A 15,390-nucleotide genomic window follows, 5' to 3' on the forward strand; every position below is an offset into this window, starting at 1 on the left:
GAAGAAGGCGGCATTGTCGTACCGTGCGGGGATGTGCTTTCCGGGGCCCTTCATGCAGGGAAGGGAAGAGGACGGCTGCGGAGCATGCGGCCGTGGCGGGAGAAGGCATGAAAAAAGGCCCGGAGAAGCATGTTCTCCGGGCCTTTTCATACCTTGGAAAGAGCGTCAGTTCTGGGCCACGCCCCAGTCATGCCCCTTGTCGGGAGGAAGCTGCCACACCTTCTTGTGCAGTTCGTGCAGCAGGCGCGGATCCATGAGCAGGGCGGATTTTTCCTGTTTGGAAAGGCCGAAGGGGCCTTTTTCCAGGGCTCTGGCAAGCAGACTGCGGCGCATTTTTTCCCGGCTTTCCCCTATGGGACGTTCCCAGGTGCGGCGCCGGATGAGCGCAATGTGCAGGGCGTGCACGCGGGGAATGACCACGGCGCGCGTAAAGCCCCGGGAAGGCGCGATGGTAAAGGGGGAGTAGCGGTCGGGCCGGGCGAGTTCCTTGTGCATGTCGGCCTGTTCCGGGTCTTCCCTGAGTTCCGAGGAGGTGATGAACAGGCCCATGCGGCGGGCGGCCAGGCCCCAGCTCACGCGGCTTGTGAACACGGAAAGGGGGATGGAAAGGGCCAGGCCTATGGCGATGGGCGAGAACCACCAGAAAAAGCCCGGATTGATGAGCCACATGAGTCCGCCCCAGATGATGCCGATGAGCGTTCCCCACCAGTGGAAGCGTATGGCGTCGCCCCAGCTCGTGCCCATGTCGCTGCGGTTCTGGGTGTTCCACGACACCTTCCAGCCGAGCAGGGTGGTGACCACGAAGAAGCTGTGGAAGATCATGCGCACGGGCGCAAGCAGGGTGGAAATGAGCACTTCCGCAAGCACGCTCATGCACATGCGCGTCGTGCCGCCGAAGTTTTTGGCTCCGCCTTTCTTCAGCGTGAGGATGATGGAGAAGATCTTGGGCATGAACAGCATGATGCAGGTGCTTCCCAGAAGCAGCAGCGCCCATTTCGGGTACCATGTGGGCCAGATGGGGAAGAGCGTGGGCTTGCTCGGGAAGTAGGTGGGCGGAATGAAGGCTTCCGTCACGGCCTGGATGGAGCTGAACACCAGGAAGAAGAACCACAGCAGCGCCGAGGCGTAGGACATGATGCCGTTGATGAACAGCGCCCTGTGCGTGGGGAAGATGCCGCCGGAGAAGATGAGCCGGCTGTGCTGAAGGTTGCCCTGGCACCAGCGGCGGTCGCGGATGAGTTCGTCGATGAGGGAGGGCGGCGTTTCTTCCCAGGAGCCGTCGAGGTCATAGGCCAGCCATACGCCGTAGCCTGCGCGGCGCATGAGCGCCGATTCCACGAAGTCGTGGCTCAGTATGTCGCCCGCGAGGGGACCGCGGCCGGGCAGGGTGGGCAGCTGACAGTGACGGATGAAGGGGTCCACGCGGATGATGGCGTTGTGTCCCCAGTACTGGGCGTCGCCGAGCAGCCAGAAATGCAGCCCTGTGGCGAACACGGGGCCGTAGAGGTGGTTGGCGAACTGCTGCACGCGGGCCACGAGGCTGTTCATGTTCACGGCAAGGGGCGGCGTCTGTATCATGCCCATTTCCGGGTGCAGCTCCATGGATTTCACCATGCGCACCATGGTGCGGCCGCTCATGACGCTGTCGGCGTCGAACACGATCATATACTTGTACTGCGCGCCCCAGCGGCGGCAGAAGTCGGCCACGTTGCCGCTCTTGCGCTTGGTGTTGTTGCGCCTGCGGCGGTAGAAGATATGGCCGAAGCAGTCTTCCTTGCTGCAGAATTCGTACCAGGCCTCTTCCTCGGACACCCAGGCGTCGGGGCTTGTGGAGTCGCTCAGGATGAAGATGTCGAATTTGTCGCTTTCGCCGGTGCGCACCAGGGAATGCCAGGTGGCGGCGATGCCGGCCATGTATCTGTGGGGATCTTCGTTATAGACGGGGAAGAGTATGGCGGTGCGGCAGTCGTCGGGAATGACGGCCTCGTCGCAGCCTCTGGTGGGGGTGAAGCGGTCCACCTTGCGGGAAAGCACCCAGCAGCCCGCCACGCACATCCAGAAGCCTATGGAAATCCAGCCGAAGAGGATGGCGAAGAGCACGGCCGTCACGATTTTGACGGCCTCTATGCCCTGCTGGGGCAGGATGCTGTACATGAGGTAGGCGCCGATGACGGCGGGCACGAGGATGAGCGTCATGAGCAGGCTGCGGCGGCGGCCGGCCACGCGCTCCCATTCAAGCTGACGGCGCTGACGGTCGGCGCTGTCCTTCCAGGTGGCGCGTTCCTTCATGCCGGAAGGGAAGATGCGGAAAAGGCGGCTCAGGGTTTTCTTGAAGATGCTTATCCAGGGCGTGCGGTCCAGTTCTTCCGCAAGCATGGAACTGCGGGTCATGCCCGGGGCGGACATGAGGTGGGGCGCGTCGTCGCCGGGAATGAGCTCACGCCCCTTTTCGGCCAGAATGGCGTGAAGGCAGGCGAGTGCCTCTTCGTAGTCGGGGTGGTCGGAGGAGCAGCGTTTCAGACTTTCCAGGGCAAGTTCCACGCTTTCCCTGGGCGACAGGTTCAGTCCGCGCGCATAAAGCAGTATGCGGTCGCGGACGCGGAAATCCATATCCTGATAGGAATTCATGCGAAGACCTTTTGAGGCTGGAGGTTTTTTGCCGCCGGGAAGAAGGGGCGCGCAGGGCGGCCCTTATGAGTGTCCCGGAAGGCGGGGCCTTCCGCGGGATGCGGAAGGCCCCTCGATGATCAGATTACTGAGGCTGGAGCTGCCAGTCGTAGATCCAGGTTTCGGTAATGGGATCGGGGAGGTTTTCACCCTTCTTGAGCTGGGCGCGGAAACGCAGATTGACGGGGCCCTTGCGTGCGGCCATGAGGCTCTGGATCACGCCTTCCTCCTTGGGCAGGCGGACGGTGAAGGCCAGTCTCCAGCCGCCGGTGGCATCGTTGCGCAGCAGTCTCTTTTCCAGAAGCGGAATGGGCTCGGGCGTTTCCACGATGCTGGCAAGGCCCGTGTCCTCCGGCAGGGTGGCGAGTTCTCCGCCGGCGAAGTCCACATGGAAGGTCATGGTGTCGCCGTTGCGGGAAATGCGGGTGGAGGTCACCTGTCCGAGTTCATGGCGCGAGGTCTGCGGGGGCATCCAGTACAGCTTCCAGGCGTACATCTGCGTGTCGGGATAGCGCAGTTCGGCCTCGGGCTGGTCGGGATTGTTCTTGTCGCGCGGCTTGTCGGGGGTCCAGAAGGCCACGATGTTGTCGTGCATCTCATCGTCGGTGGGGATTTCCACCAGGTTCAGGGTGCCGGGACCCCAGTCGCCTTCGGGCTCCACCCACAGGGAAGGACGCTTTTCATACTTTGCGGTGATGTCCTGATAGCTCTTGAAGTCGCTGTCGCGCTGCATGAGCCCGAAGCCCCGGGGATTGAGGAGCGGGAAGGTGTTCACGCTGAGGCGCTTGGGATTGGCGAGGGGGCTCCAGAACCAGTGCTTGTCGCCGTTCACATAGAGCAGGCCGTCGGAGTTGTGCACTTCGGGGCGGTAGTCGCCCGGGCGGCCGTTCTTCTCTTCACCGTAGAAGAACATGCTGGTAAGCGGGGCAAGGCCTATCTTCTGGAAGTTCTTGGCGCCCTTCCGGGTGAAGAGCGCGCACTTCACTTCCATGACGGTGGGAGAGCCGGGGGTGATGATGAAGCGGTAGGCGCCGGCCAGGCTCGCGCTGTCCATGAGGGCGTAGATGGTGATGTCTTTGGCGTCCGCCGCAGGCTTCACGATCCAGAATTCCTTGAAATAGGGAAATTCCTCACCCTGCGCCGTGGCGGTGTCGATGGCAAGGCCGCGGGAGTAGATGCCGTAATGGGTATCTGCGGCCAGAGCGCGGAAATAGGAGGCGCCGAGGAAGATGGCCAGTTCATCCTTGTAATCGGCGCGGTTCAGCGGATAATGCAGGCGCAGCCCCGCAAAATCCATGCCCTTGGTCTGCGCCACCTGTTTGGAGAGCTCTTCGCTTCCGTACTGGAACAGCGAAGGATCGAAGGCGATGTCCTCCACGCCGTCGCTGTTGACGACATGCACGCGCACGGGCAGATCATAGTACAGGCCGGGGTGGAAGAACTGCACGGTGAAGGGCAGCCCCTCCTCGGCCCAGAGCGCCTTTTCCGGCAGGTAGCGGATGGAGCTCCATTCGTCGTAGTTCAGATTGGTGAGAAATTCGGGCACGGGCGTGGTGGGCACATAGGCCGTCGACGCCAGATCCTGTGCCCGGGCCTGCACGTCGGCAAAGGTGAAGGGTTCCGCGGCCCGGGCGGAAAAAGGTTCCGCAAGAAGGGCGGCCAGCAGGCAGAAGGAAAGGATCATGCGATGAAACATAGGAAGTAACTCCCTGAAGATTGGGGATTCTCTATCCAGCAGAAGGGGTCTCAGTCCGGCAGTAGAAAAAAGCGCCGGGCATACACGCCGGGACTGTTTACGGACACTGGTGAAGGCCGTTTCGGCCGGGCGGGGCATACGGGACGCATGTGAGCTTCTTCTTTCCTCCCTACTTAAAGCGGGAACGGCTCTATGTCCAGAGATTTTATCCGCTTGCGGCACGGGGGAGCCTAAGGTAGGATATCCGGCCGGAACGGAAGTTTTTTCACGATACTGAAACAGGAACATCTATGGATGCGTTGCTGGAACTGAACAAGGTGAGCCGGGAATTCTCCGTGCGGAAGGGGCTGTTCGATCCGCGCCCGGCAAGCGTCAAGGCCGTGGACAACGTGAGTCTTGCGCTTTTTCCCGGGGAAACGCTGGGGCTTGTCGGCGAATCAGGCTGCGGCAAGTCCACGCTGGCGCGCATGGCCACGGGACTTTTGCCGCCTTCCTCCGGCGAGGTGCTGCTTTCCGGCCGCCCCATCCGGGAATGGACGGCCCTTGAGAGGGCGAGCCGTATTCAGATGATTTTTCAGGATCCTTTTTCTTCGCTGGACCCGCGGCAGACCGTGGGCGCCAGCATTGCGGAACCTCTTGTTCTTGCCGCAAAGGCGGCGGGAAGCCCCCTTTCCCGCGAAGAAAGCCGGGAGAAGGTGCGGGAGATACTCTCCCGCGTGGGGCTTCAGCCGGAGCATATCGACAGGTATCCCCATGAGTTTTCCGGCGGTCAGCGGCAGCGCGTGGCCGTGGCCCGGGCCGTGGTGGCCGGGCCGGGAGCGCTGGTGTGCGACGAGCCCGTGTCGGCGCTGGATGCCTCGGTGCAGGCGCAGGTGCTGAACCTTCTGAAGGACATGCAGCAGTCCATGGGCCTGGCGTACCTGTTCATTTCCCACGATCTCGGGGTGATCGGCTTCATGAGCGATCATGTGGCCGTCATGTACCTCGGGCGCGTGGTGGAAACGGCCTCCTGCCGGGAGATATTCTCCCATGCCGCCCATCCCTATACCGAAGCCCTTCTGGCCGCCGCACCTTCGCGCGATCCTTCGCGCCGGGGCCGGAATACGCTTCTTTCCGGTGAGATGCCGAGTCCTCTTTCCCCGCCGGAAGGCTGTGCCTTCCATCCCCGCTGTCCCCATGCGGGGCCGCTGTGCCGGGAAAAGGAACCTCCTCTTGTTTTCGTCAACCAGGGGCATGCCGTGCGCTGCCACTTTCCGTTGTGAGGATATGCATGATCATTCTCGACAAACAGTATGTATCCCGGGAGCTGAAGGAATATCTGGCCGAAAGCCGCACTCCCGTGCTGCGTAACGAGGCCGCGCTTGCCGCCGCGCCCGAAGGCACGTTCCACCTTGTTTCCGACGAGGAGGCCGACGCGCTGCTCGCGAAGGGCGAGCGCATCTACACCACCTGCGAGAATTCCCTTTCGTGGGTGCTGCGTCATTCCCCGGACAAGGGGCTGCAGAAGGGCATAGCCCTCTGCAAGGACAAGGCCGCCTTCCGCCGCATGCTCTCCAAGATCTATCCCGATTTTCTTTTCCGCGAGGTCGCGGCGGAAGAGCTGGAGAACATCGACTTTCATGAGTTGAAGACGCCCTTCATCCTCAAGCCTTCCGTGGGCTTCTTCAGCGTGGGCGTGTACACCGTCTTCAACGAGCAGGACTGGAAGAGAGCCCTTGAGGACATACGCAGCCACTCCGCCGACTGGAAGAAGCAGTACGATGAAAGCGTGGTGGCCAATACCCGTTTTCTTCTGGAACAGTACATCGGCGGCGAGGAATACGCCGTGGACTTCTATTACGACGGCGAGGGCAAGGCCGTCATCGTCAACATCTTCCATCATGAATTCGCTTCCGCCGACGATGTGAGCGACCGCCTGTACTGCTCCGGCGCATCCATCATCCGGGAACATCTCCAGCCCTTCACGGACTTCTTCAACCGCATGAATGAGGAAGTGGGCGCGCGCAATCTGCCGGTTCATCTGGAACTTCGCGTGGAGAACGGCAGGATCATTCCCATCGAGGCCAATCCCCTGCGCTTTGCGGGCTGGTGCCTCACCGATCTTTCGCTGCACGCCTACGGCTTCCGCACCTACGATTATTTCCTGAACGACATCCGCCCCGACTGGGACAGCCTGCTGAAGGGGAAGGAAGACAGGATCTATTCCTTCATCGTGCTCAATCCTCCGGCCTGCCTGAAGAGTGAGGACGTGTTCTACTACGACAGGCTCTGCGCCTCCTTCGGCAAGGTGCTGGAGCTGCGGCCCATCGACTACCATACCGGTCCGGTGTTCGGATTCCTGTTCACCGAGACGAAGGCTTCGGATCGGGCGGAACTTGACCATATTCTGAGAAGCGATCTGACCGAATACCTGAACTAGCCTGTGCTTCGGCGCATTCTGCGGAACTTCCGGAAGGGGGTTCCGCTTTTTTTATGCCCTTTTCCGGCCATGCGGCGGAGAGACGCATGCCGGAAGGGCGGGAAGCAAAGCGCCGCTCTCTTCCCCCTGCTTTTCCGGGAAGGCGGGTCCGGGCTTCAGAGATGCCTGGCCCGGAGGGCATGAAAAAGGCCCCGCTTTCCGGAAAAAGCGGGGCCCTGCGGATGAAGGAAGCGTCTGTTACACGATGCCGTGTTCGCCGGGGCGTTCGTAATCGTTCTTCTGATTGGTCTTGGCGTGGTAGAGATCCACGTCGCCGAAGGCGATGAGGATGGGGGAAGCCACGAAGATGGAGGAGAAAGTACCGAAGATGATGCCCAGGGTGATGGTGAGCGCGAAGTTGTGGATGACGTTGCCGCCGAGCAGGTACAGCGAGAAGCTGGCCACCAGTGTGGTGGCGGAAGTCATGATGGTACGCGAAAGCGTCTGGTTCACCGACTTGTTGATGATCTCGCCCATGGTGGGCTTGGGATTGGCGTCGGCAGGCACGGCGCGCAGGTTTTCACGGATGCGGTCGTACACGACGATGGTGTCGTTGATGGAGTAGCCCACCAGGGTGAGCAGGGCGGCGATGACGTTGAGGTCGATTTCCACGCCCATCAGGGTGAGCAGGCCCAGGGTGACGATGACGTCGTGGATGAGCGCGAGGATGGCGCCCAGGGAGAAGTTGAGCTTCAGCTTCCAGCAGCAGATGATGGTGATGATCATGCCGATGGCCACGCCCCAGAGTCTGTTGAAGCCGAGATACGACGCGCCGTACACGGCGCCCCAGAGCACGAGGGCCATGGCGCCGGCCATGAACCAGCTGTATTCAAAACGGCCGGAAATGTAGACGGTAATGAGCAGCACGGCGTAGAACAGGGCCTCGATGGCCATGTTGCGCAGGTCGTTGCCCACCTTGGGACCGACGGATTCCAGGCGCTGTATGGTGGAGGCGTTGTCGGGAATGCTGGAGCTGAGCGCGGTGGACACCTGTTCGCGCAGGTCCTGATTCTCCCCGGAAGGCATGGAGAAGCGCAGCAGGTAGTCGCGGTTTTCGGTATCCACCTGCTGTACGGTGAGTCCGGGCAGGTCCACATCCTGCAGCGCCGTTTTCACCTGCTCATCGGGGATGGGCTGGGCGAATTCGATCTGCACCATCACGCCGCCCGCGAAGTCCACGCCGTAGCGCAGGCCGCCGTTCCAGATGATGGCGAACAGGCCGAGGATGATGAAGAAGCCGGAGATGCTGAAGGCTATGCGGCGGAAACCCACAAAGTCGATGTTGGTCTGACGGGAAAGAATTGCGAATGCCATGAAGAGGCCCTCTTGGTTCAGGAGCGTTTGTCTGCTGAAGGGCGCGGTATGCGCCCTTCAGCAAAAAGGCGCTAGATGCTGATTTTCTGACTGCCGGAGCGGGAGATCCATGTTTCAAACACGGCGCGCGAGACGAAGACCGCCGTGAACATGGAGGCCAGAATACCCAGCGACAGCGTGACGGCGAAACCGCGTACCGGGCCTGTGCCGAACTGGTACAGGATGGCGGCCGTGATGAGTGTCGTCAGGTTTGAGTCGATGATGGAGATACTGGCCCGGCTGAAGCCTGCCGTGACGGCTTCCATGGCGGACATGCCGCTTTTGAGTTCTTCCCTGATGCGTTCAAAGATGAGCACGTTGGCGTCCACCGACATGCCTATGGTGAGCACGATGCCGGCGATGCCGGGCAGGGTGAGGGTGGCGCCGAAGAACGTCATGCCGGCAAGCAGAATGGTGATGGTGAAGCAGAGCATGAGGTCGGCGATGATCCCGGAAAGCCCGTAGTAGAGGGGCATGACGAGAACCACGGCCGCCGCGCCCACCAGAGAGGCCTTGATGCCGCTGTTGATGGATTCCTTGCCCAGGGAAGGACCGACCGTGCGTTCTTCCAGCACGGAAACGGGGGTGGGCAGGGAGCCTGCACGCAGCACGATGGCGAGGTCCTGCGCTTCTTCGGTGGTGAAGTTGCCGGTGATGGAGGCCTTGCCGCCTGCGATGCGGTCCTGAATGACGGGGGCGGAATACACCTTGCCGTCCAGCACGATGGCCATGCGCTTTTTGATGTTTTCGCCGGTGATGCGCTCGAAGTTGTTCGCGCCGCGGTTGTTGAATTCCAGCGCCACATAGGCCTGGCCGAATTCATTGAAGGCGGGGCGGGCGTTGGTGATGTCCTCACCGCCCATGAGGGCCTGCGTGTCCAGCAGAATGGTGCTTTCGCTCTGCGTGCCGTACTGGCCCTTGACGATGAGAGGATAGCGCGCCGTGCCCGGAGGCAGCATGATGGCGGAGGGGTCCACGTCGTCGCGCACGATGTGGAATTCCAGATGCGCGGTCTGACCGATGATCTGAATGGCGCGTTCGGCGTCGGTCATGCCGGGAAGCTGCACCTGTACCTGATTGTCCGACTGCTTGCGGATATCGGGTTCGGCCACGCCGAACTGGTCGATACGGTTGCGGATGGTGCGCACCACCTGTTCCATGGTCATGTCTTCCGTCTGACGACGGGCTTCGGGGGAAAGCTCGAAGGTGTAGACATGGCCCGAGGCGGTATTGTCGGCCGCGGCCTGATGGAGGCTGGGGAACCATTTCGTGATCATGGCGTCGAAGGCTTCGGCCTGGTCGGTGCGCGGAAGCGTCACTTCAAGCAGACCGGCGCTGTTCAGGCGCGGCTTCATGACGGTGATTTTTTCCTGTTTGGCGCGGTCGCTTATGTCTTGTCCGGTGACGGTCAGCGTATTCTGGAGGGCTTTTTCCACATCCACGCCCAGGGTGAGGTTCATGCCGCCCTTGAGGTCCAGACCGAGACTGATGCGGTCCTGCATGAACGTGCCCAGAGCGGAATTGCCGATGAAGGGGATGTTGGGCAGGGCGTACGCGAGCACCACAATCAGCACGATGAAGGAGACGGCCAGGCGCAAACGCAGAGCTTTCATGGTGGTATCCTTGAAATATAATGGAGTCAGACCTTGTGCCTGAACATAATACAAAGCCCCACGCCTCCCTGCATGAAGGAGGCGTGGAAGCGGAAAGTACGGTGTTCCGAAAAACTACTTGTTTTCGGCAGGAGCGGCCTCGGCAGTCTTGCTGACGGCCTTGGGATCATAGGTGCCGCTCACGAAGCCGCGCGGCATACGGACCTTGGTTTCACCGAGGTCGATCACGAGGATGTCGCCTTCCAGGTCCACGATACGGCCGAGCAGACCACCGGAGGTGATGACGTAGGAACCCTTGCCCAGGGATTCGATCATGGCCTTGTGTTCCTTGTTGCGCTTCTGCTGGGGACGGATCAGCAGGAAGTAGAACACGGCGAACATGAGCAGAAGAGGAACCAGGGAGGCGAAGGCGCCCATGGGGCCGCTCTGAGCGGCGGCGCCGCCCGCGTTGCCGGCGGCGTAGGCAATGGAAGTGAACATAGATTCTCCAGAGTTGATTTTGCGGAAAGTGTCCGCGTCATTGACCCCACCTTCTTAACCTGTTGCGCCTTTTTACGCAATGGTTTAAGCGCCCGCAGGCGGGGCGGCGGCCATTCTTTTTGCCGCACGGCTTTCCGGGAAAGGGGCTGGACATTCGCATGGATTGCGGGAACTATGGCCGCAGTCAACCATGAAGGCCGGGCCCGCCCGGCAAAGGAGCATATATGGCCATGTCAGCCGACCCTGTGGAACAGGCCCGCCTGCAGTCGCGGGTGCTCATCGAGAGCCTTCCGTACCTTCGAGAATATCATGGCGAAACGGTGGTCGTGAAATACGGCGGCCATGCCATGACTGAGGAAAGCCTCAAGCTTTCCTTTGCCCGCAACATCAGCCTGCTCAAGCTCGTGGGCATCCATCCCGTGGTAGTGCACGGCGGCGGCCCGCAGATCAACGAGATGCTGAGCAAGCTGGAAATCAAGTCCGAGTTCCGTCAGGGCCACCGCGTGACGGACAAGGCCACCATGGACGTGGTGGAAATGGTGCTCGTGGGCTCGGTGAACAAGAGCGTGGTGAACCTCATCAACAAGACCGGCGCGCGTGCCGTGGGCCTTTCCGGCAAGGACGGCATGCTTCTTGAAGCCCGCAAGCTCGCCATGACCATCAGCCACGGCGAACAGCAGCCGCCGGAAATCATCGACCTCGGCAACGTGGGCGAAGTCACGAAGGTGAACGTGCAGCTTCTCACCTCGCTCATTCACGACGATTTCGTGCCCGTCATCGCCCCTGTGGGCGTGGATGAGGAAGGCAACACCTACAACATCAACGCCGATTCCGTGGCCGGGGCCGTGGCCGGAGCGCTCAAGGCCCGCCGCCTGCTCATGCTCACCGACGTGGCCGGCATTCTGGACAAGGAAGGAAAGCTCATCGAGCACATTGATTCCGCCGATGCCAGGCGTCTTCTGGCCGACGGCACCCTGACCGGCGGCATGATCCCCAAGATCAACTGCTGCATGAACGCCATAAGCCAGGGCGTGGACAAGGTGACCATCGTGGACGGCCGCGTGGAAAACTGCCTGCTGCTGGAACTGCTCACCGATCAGGGCGTGGGCACGGCCATTGTGAAGTAGACGCGCAGAGTTTTTTCCCGGGAGACGGGAAGGACAGCAAAAAAGGGGCGGCTCCGGCCGCCCCTTTTTTGTGGGCTCAGGCGGAACAGCCTGAGGGAAAGACGCGGAAACGGGCCTTACTGCCCGTTTTTTTCTCCGGTCACGCGCTTTATCTTCTTGATGAAGTTTCTTCCGTTCCAGAGGTAGTAGACGGCGTTGTCCGTGGCAAGATCGCAGGGAATGCCGTCGGAGGTGAAGGAGGGCAGGGCCTCCAGCCCCATGGCGAACACGCAGAAGGTGCAGCTTGCGGAAAGCCGTCCCGGCAGTTCGCGGTCCGGGCGGAAGAAGTCGGCGCTCGGAGGTTCCGGCGGCAGGGGAAGGGGCGCGGCATGCCCGCCGGAGCTGATGAACCACAGCTCGGAAATACATTCCCCGGCGTCGTCTTCGGTGCGGAAGGCCGCCACGGCGCCCCTGTCCGAGCGGAAGAGGCGGAGATTCACCCGGGAAAGGCCGTCCGCCGATTCGAGGCGCAGAACATCCTTCCGGCTCTTCGTCATGATCCACTGTGCGCTGATGCCCTGTTCCGCGAGCTGATCCTTTTCCTCCTCGCTCAGGGGAGAATGGGTATTTTCAAAGATTTCCGTGGGGATGAGAGCGAAGGCCTGGCGTGCGCTCAGCTCTCTGCCGCCTTTCGCCGCTCCGGCGAAGGCATTCGCGCCGAAAAGGGGCATCATCAGCATGCATATCAGTATGACGGCCGTTTTCTTGCACATGTTCTGATCCTTCCGGCAGAAAGGCCGCATCGGTGCGATGCGGCCTTTCCGGGAAAAAGCGCGGCCCTTCCGGGCTTTGCCTGCGTATCGTTATTTATGGTGATGCTGGCAGTGGGAAGGCACGACGGCCGCGGGGTTGCCCTCGCGCATCATGCGCACGGCACAGAAGTTGCCGCACATGGCGCAGGCTTCCTCATTCTTGTGGGGTTCGCGGCGCTTTTCCAGAAGCTCGGGGTCGATGGCGATGTCGCGCATGGCATCCCAGTCGAGTTCCATGCGGGCCCTGGACATGCGGGCTTCCCTGGCTCTGGCGCGGGGCGTGCCCAGCGCGTTTTCACCGGCCTGTGCGGCCACGCGCGAGGCCATGACGCCCTGCTTCACGTCTTCCTCGTCGGGCAGGGTGATGTGCTCGGCCGGGGTGAGGTAGCAGAGAAAATCCACGCCCGCACGCACGGCAAGGGCGCCGCCGATGGCTCCGGCAATGTGGTCATAGCCGGGCGTGACATCCGTGACCAGCGGTCCGAGCACATAGAGGGGCGCGCCGTTGGTCAGCTTCTTGATGCTCACGATCTGGGCTTCCACTTCGTTCAGGCTCACATGGCCCGGGCCTTCGATCATGCACTGCACGCCCTTTTCCAGGCCGCGCCGGGCCAGCTGGCCGAGCATGATCACTTCCATCCACTGGGCCGCGTCGCCCGCGTCGCTGTTTGCGCCGGGGCGCAGACCGTCGCCGAGGGACAGGGTGACGTTATAGCGCAGCGCGATGTCGAGCAGACGGTCGAATTCGGTGAGCAGGGGGTTTTCCTTGTCGTTGCGGAGCATCCAGCGGGAAAGAATGCTGCCGCCGCGGGACACGATGCCCATGGTGCGGCCGCCCTTGGCGCCCCATTCCGCGCCCTGGCGGGTAAGCCCGCAGTGCAGCGTCATGAAGTCCACGCCCTGTTCGGCCTGCTTTTCCACGTCCGCGAAGATGACTTCAGGATCGATGGTGGCCGGGTCTTCCCCACGGTCGATGTAGATCTGCGCCACGCCGTACATGGGCACGGTGCCGAGGGGCGCGGGGCAGGCTTCCAGCATCTGCCTGCGGATGTCGTCCAGGTCGCCCGCAATGGACAGATCCATGACGGTGTCGGCCCCGGCCTTCAGCGCGATGTTCAGCTTGCGCATTTCGCCCTTCACGCTGCAGTGGAAGGGCGAGGTGCCGATGTTGGCGTTGATCTTCACGCGGGCGGGCTGACCCACCAGAATGGGCTTCACGTTCTGGTGGCGGGGGTTGCCGAGAAGCACCATGGTGCCCGCTTCGATGGCGGAGCGTATTTCTTCCTCGGTGAGCCCTTCTTCCTCGCACAGGCGGGCCTTGTGCTGTTCAAACAGCTCTGCCAGAGCCTGATTCTTTTCAAAAATGGACATGATGCCTCCTTCGGGCAGTCCTTTTTTCGGAAGGGAGCGCCGCAGGGCGCTCCCTTGTCCGCTTATTGCTTCTTTTCTATTTTCGCCCAGGAGTCCTTGAGCGTCACGGTGCGGTTGAACACGGGCTTTTCCGGCGTGCCGTCCGGGTCGGCGCAGAAATAGCCCACGCGCTCGAACTGCACATGGCTCCCTGCGGGGAGCGTGGCCAGGTAGGGTTCCGCCATGGCCGTGACCACCTTCTCGGAGTCGGGGTTGAAGTAGTCGAGGAAGGTTTTGCCTTCTTCAATGTCGCTGTCGGTCTCCGTGGTGAACATCTGTTCGTAGAGGCGCACTTCCGTGGGCACGGCATGGCGGGCGCTCACCCAGTGCAGCGTCCCCTTGACCTTGCGGCCGTCGGGGCTGGAGCCTCCGCGGGAGGAGGGATCGTGCGTGCAGTGAAGCTCCACGATGTTGCCTTCCGCGTCTTTGATGACTTCGGTGCAGGTGATGTAATAGGCGTAGCGGAGCCGCACCTCCACGCCGGGGGCGAGGCGGAAGTACTTCTTGGGCGGATCTTCGCGGAAATCGTCCCGTTCGATGTAGATTTCACGGCAGAAAGGCACCTTGCGGCTGCCGAAGGAAGCATCTTCGGGATGCAGAGGCTGTTCGAATTCCTCCACCTTGTCCTCGGGATAGTCGGTGATGACCACCTTGACGGGGTCGAGCACGGCCATGCAGCGGGGCGTGACGGCGTTGAGATGTTCGCGGCAGCAGAATTCCAGCAGGCTGTAGTGCACGATGGAGTCGGCGGCACGGGCTATGCCTATGCGCGAGCAGAAGTCGCGGATGGCTTCGGGCGTGTAGCCGCGGCGGCGCAGGCCGGAAATGGTGGGCATGCGCGGGTCGTCCCAGCCGCGCACATAGCCTTCCTTCACGAGCTGTATGAGCTTGCGCTTGGAAAGCACGGTATAGGTGAGCTGCAGGCGCGCAAATTCTATCTGCTGCGAATGGTAGACGCCCAGCGTGTCCAGTACCCAGTCGTACAGTTCGCGGTTGTTGTCGAATTCCAGCGTACAGATGGAATGGGTGATGCCCTCTATGGAGTCGGAAAGGCAGTGCGTGAAGTCGTACATCGGGTAGATGCACCACTTGTCGCCCGTGCGGTGATGGGAGGCGTGCCGGATACGGTAGATGGTGGGGTCGCGCATGATGACGTTGGGCGAAGCCATGTCTATCCTGGCGCGGAGCACATACTTGCCGTCTTCGAATTCGCCGGCCTTCATGCGGCGGAAGAGATCGAGGCTCTCTTCTGCCGGGCGGTCGCGCCACGGGCTGGGGATGCCGGGTCTGGTGAGCGTGCCGCGGTATTCGCGTATTTCGTCGGCGGAAAGCTCGTCCACATAGGCCTTGCCCATCATGATGAGCTTTTCGGCGTATTCATAAAGCTGATCGAAGTAGTCGGAGGCGTAGTGCACTTCGCCCGCCCACTCGAAGCCCAGCCAGCGCACGTCCTGCTGGATGGAATCGACGTATTCGGTGTCTTCCTTCACGGGGTTGGTGTCGTCGAAGCGCAGGTTGCACAGACCGCCGTATTCCTTCGCCAGTCCGAAATTGATGCAGATGGACTTGGCGTGGCCTATATGCAGGTATCCGTTGGGTTCGGGAGGAAAGCGCGTATGCACGCGTCCGTCGAAGCGGCCGGTGAGATTGTCCTGATTGATGCGGGCGCGGAGAAAATCGGTGCCCTGGGGGCGTTCCGCTTCAGGGGCGGGGATGTTCTGGCTCATGGGGGCCTCATGCGTTTTGCCGCTGCGCGTTCAGGGCGCGCCGGGCGGCGTTGGAGCGGCGTTTTCGC

General features: G+C 61.6%; 11 protein-coding genes. 3 read left to right on the forward strand and 8 right to left on the reverse strand.

The window, feature by feature from the left end; translation table 11 throughout:
• Positions 1 to 165 precede the first annotated feature (165 nt).
• A complete protein-coding gene (mdoH, locus tag Q0K07_RS02020) occupies positions 166 to 2,628 on the reverse strand; it encodes a glucans biosynthesis glucosyltransferase MdoH (protein ID WP_294555705.1) in 2,463 nt (820 codons plus the stop codon).
• A gap of 124 nt (positions 2,629 to 2,752) precedes the next feature.
• Positions 2,753 to 4,363, reverse strand: a complete 1,611-nt coding sequence (locus Q0K07_RS02025; RefSeq protein ID WP_294555707.1) for a glucan biosynthesis protein — start codon at positions 4,361 to 4,363, stop codon at positions 2,753 to 2,755.
• 290 nt (positions 4,364 to 4,653) lie between these two features.
• Between Q0K07_RS02025 and Q0K07_RS02030 the strand changes: the two genes are divergently transcribed.
• Together Q0K07_RS02030 and Q0K07_RS02035 are read left to right on the forward strand one after the other, a co-directional pair.
• Positions 4,654 to 5,625 (forward strand): ABC transporter ATP-binding protein, encoded by a 972-nt coding sequence (locus tag Q0K07_RS02030; RefSeq protein WP_294555709.1) that lies wholly within the window; start codon positions 4,654 to 4,656, stop codon positions 5,623 to 5,625.
• Between the two features lie 8 nt (positions 5,626 to 5,633).
• The gene (locus tag Q0K07_RS02035; protein WP_294555712.1) at positions 5,634 to 6,782 is read left to right on the forward strand and encodes an ATP-grasp domain-containing protein; all 1,149 of its coding nucleotides are present in this window, start codon (positions 5,634 to 5,636) and stop codon (positions 6,780 to 6,782) included.
• Positions 6,783 to 7,019: 237 nt separating this feature from the next.
• On the opposite strand, the gene secF is transcribed toward Q0K07_RS02035, so the two are convergent.
• From secF to yajC, 3 genes are all read right to left on the reverse strand, one after another.
• Positions 7,020 to 8,135: a protein translocase subunit SecF gene (gene secF / locus Q0K07_RS02040; protein ID WP_294555714.1), complete on the reverse strand. Its 1,116-nt coding sequence runs from the start codon at positions 8,133 to 8,135 to the stop codon at positions 7,020 to 7,022.
• 71 nt (positions 8,136 to 8,206) lie between these two features.
• On the reverse strand, positions 8,207 to 9,787 hold the full coding sequence (gene secD / locus Q0K07_RS02045) for a protein translocase subunit SecD (RefSeq protein ID WP_294555716.1): 1,581 nt from the start codon (positions 9,785 to 9,787) through the stop codon (positions 8,207 to 8,209).
• A gap of 114 nt (positions 9,788 to 9,901) precedes the next feature.
• Positions 9,902 to 10,267 carry a preprotein translocase subunit YajC gene (gene yajC / locus Q0K07_RS02050; RefSeq protein WP_294555718.1) on the reverse strand — a complete coding sequence of 122 codons (366 nt, stop codon included), beginning with the start codon at positions 10,265 to 10,267 and terminating at the stop codon, positions 9,902 to 9,904.
• Between the two features lie 230 nt (positions 10,268 to 10,497).
• On the opposite strand from yajC, the gene argB reads away from it, so the two are divergent.
• A complete protein-coding gene (argB, locus tag Q0K07_RS02055; protein ID WP_294555755.1) occupies positions 10,498 to 11,394 on the forward strand; it encodes an acetylglutamate kinase in 897 nt (298 codons plus the stop codon).
• Between the two features lie 116 nt (positions 11,395 to 11,510).
• Here the strand turns inward: argB and Q0K07_RS02060 are convergent, their stop codons facing one another.
• From Q0K07_RS02060 to Q0K07_RS02070, 3 genes are all read right to left on the reverse strand, one after another.
• Entirely contained in the window at positions 11,511 to 12,146 is a 636-nt protein-coding gene (locus Q0K07_RS02060; RefSeq protein WP_294555720.1) for a hypothetical protein, read from the reverse strand.
• A gap of 90 nt (positions 12,147 to 12,236) precedes the next feature.
• Positions 12,237 to 13,556, reverse strand: coding sequence for a phosphomethylpyrimidine synthase ThiC (gene thiC, locus Q0K07_RS02065; RefSeq protein ID WP_294555722.1), 1,320 nt, complete (start codon positions 13,554 to 13,556; stop codon positions 12,237 to 12,239).
• Positions 13,557 to 13,618: 62 nt separating this feature from the next.
• The gene (locus tag Q0K07_RS02070) at positions 13,619 to 15,322 is read right to left on the reverse strand and encodes a glutamine--tRNA ligase/YqeY domain fusion protein (RefSeq protein WP_294555724.1); all 1,704 of its coding nucleotides are present in this window, start codon (positions 15,320 to 15,322) and stop codon (positions 13,619 to 13,621) included.
• Between the last annotated feature and the right edge of the window lie 68 nt (positions 15,323 to 15,390).

This window comes from uncultured Mailhella sp., assembly GCF_944324615.1.
In the GTDB taxonomy this organism is placed as follows: Bacteria; Desulfobacterota; Desulfovibrionia; order Desulfovibrionales; family Desulfovibrionaceae; genus Mailhella.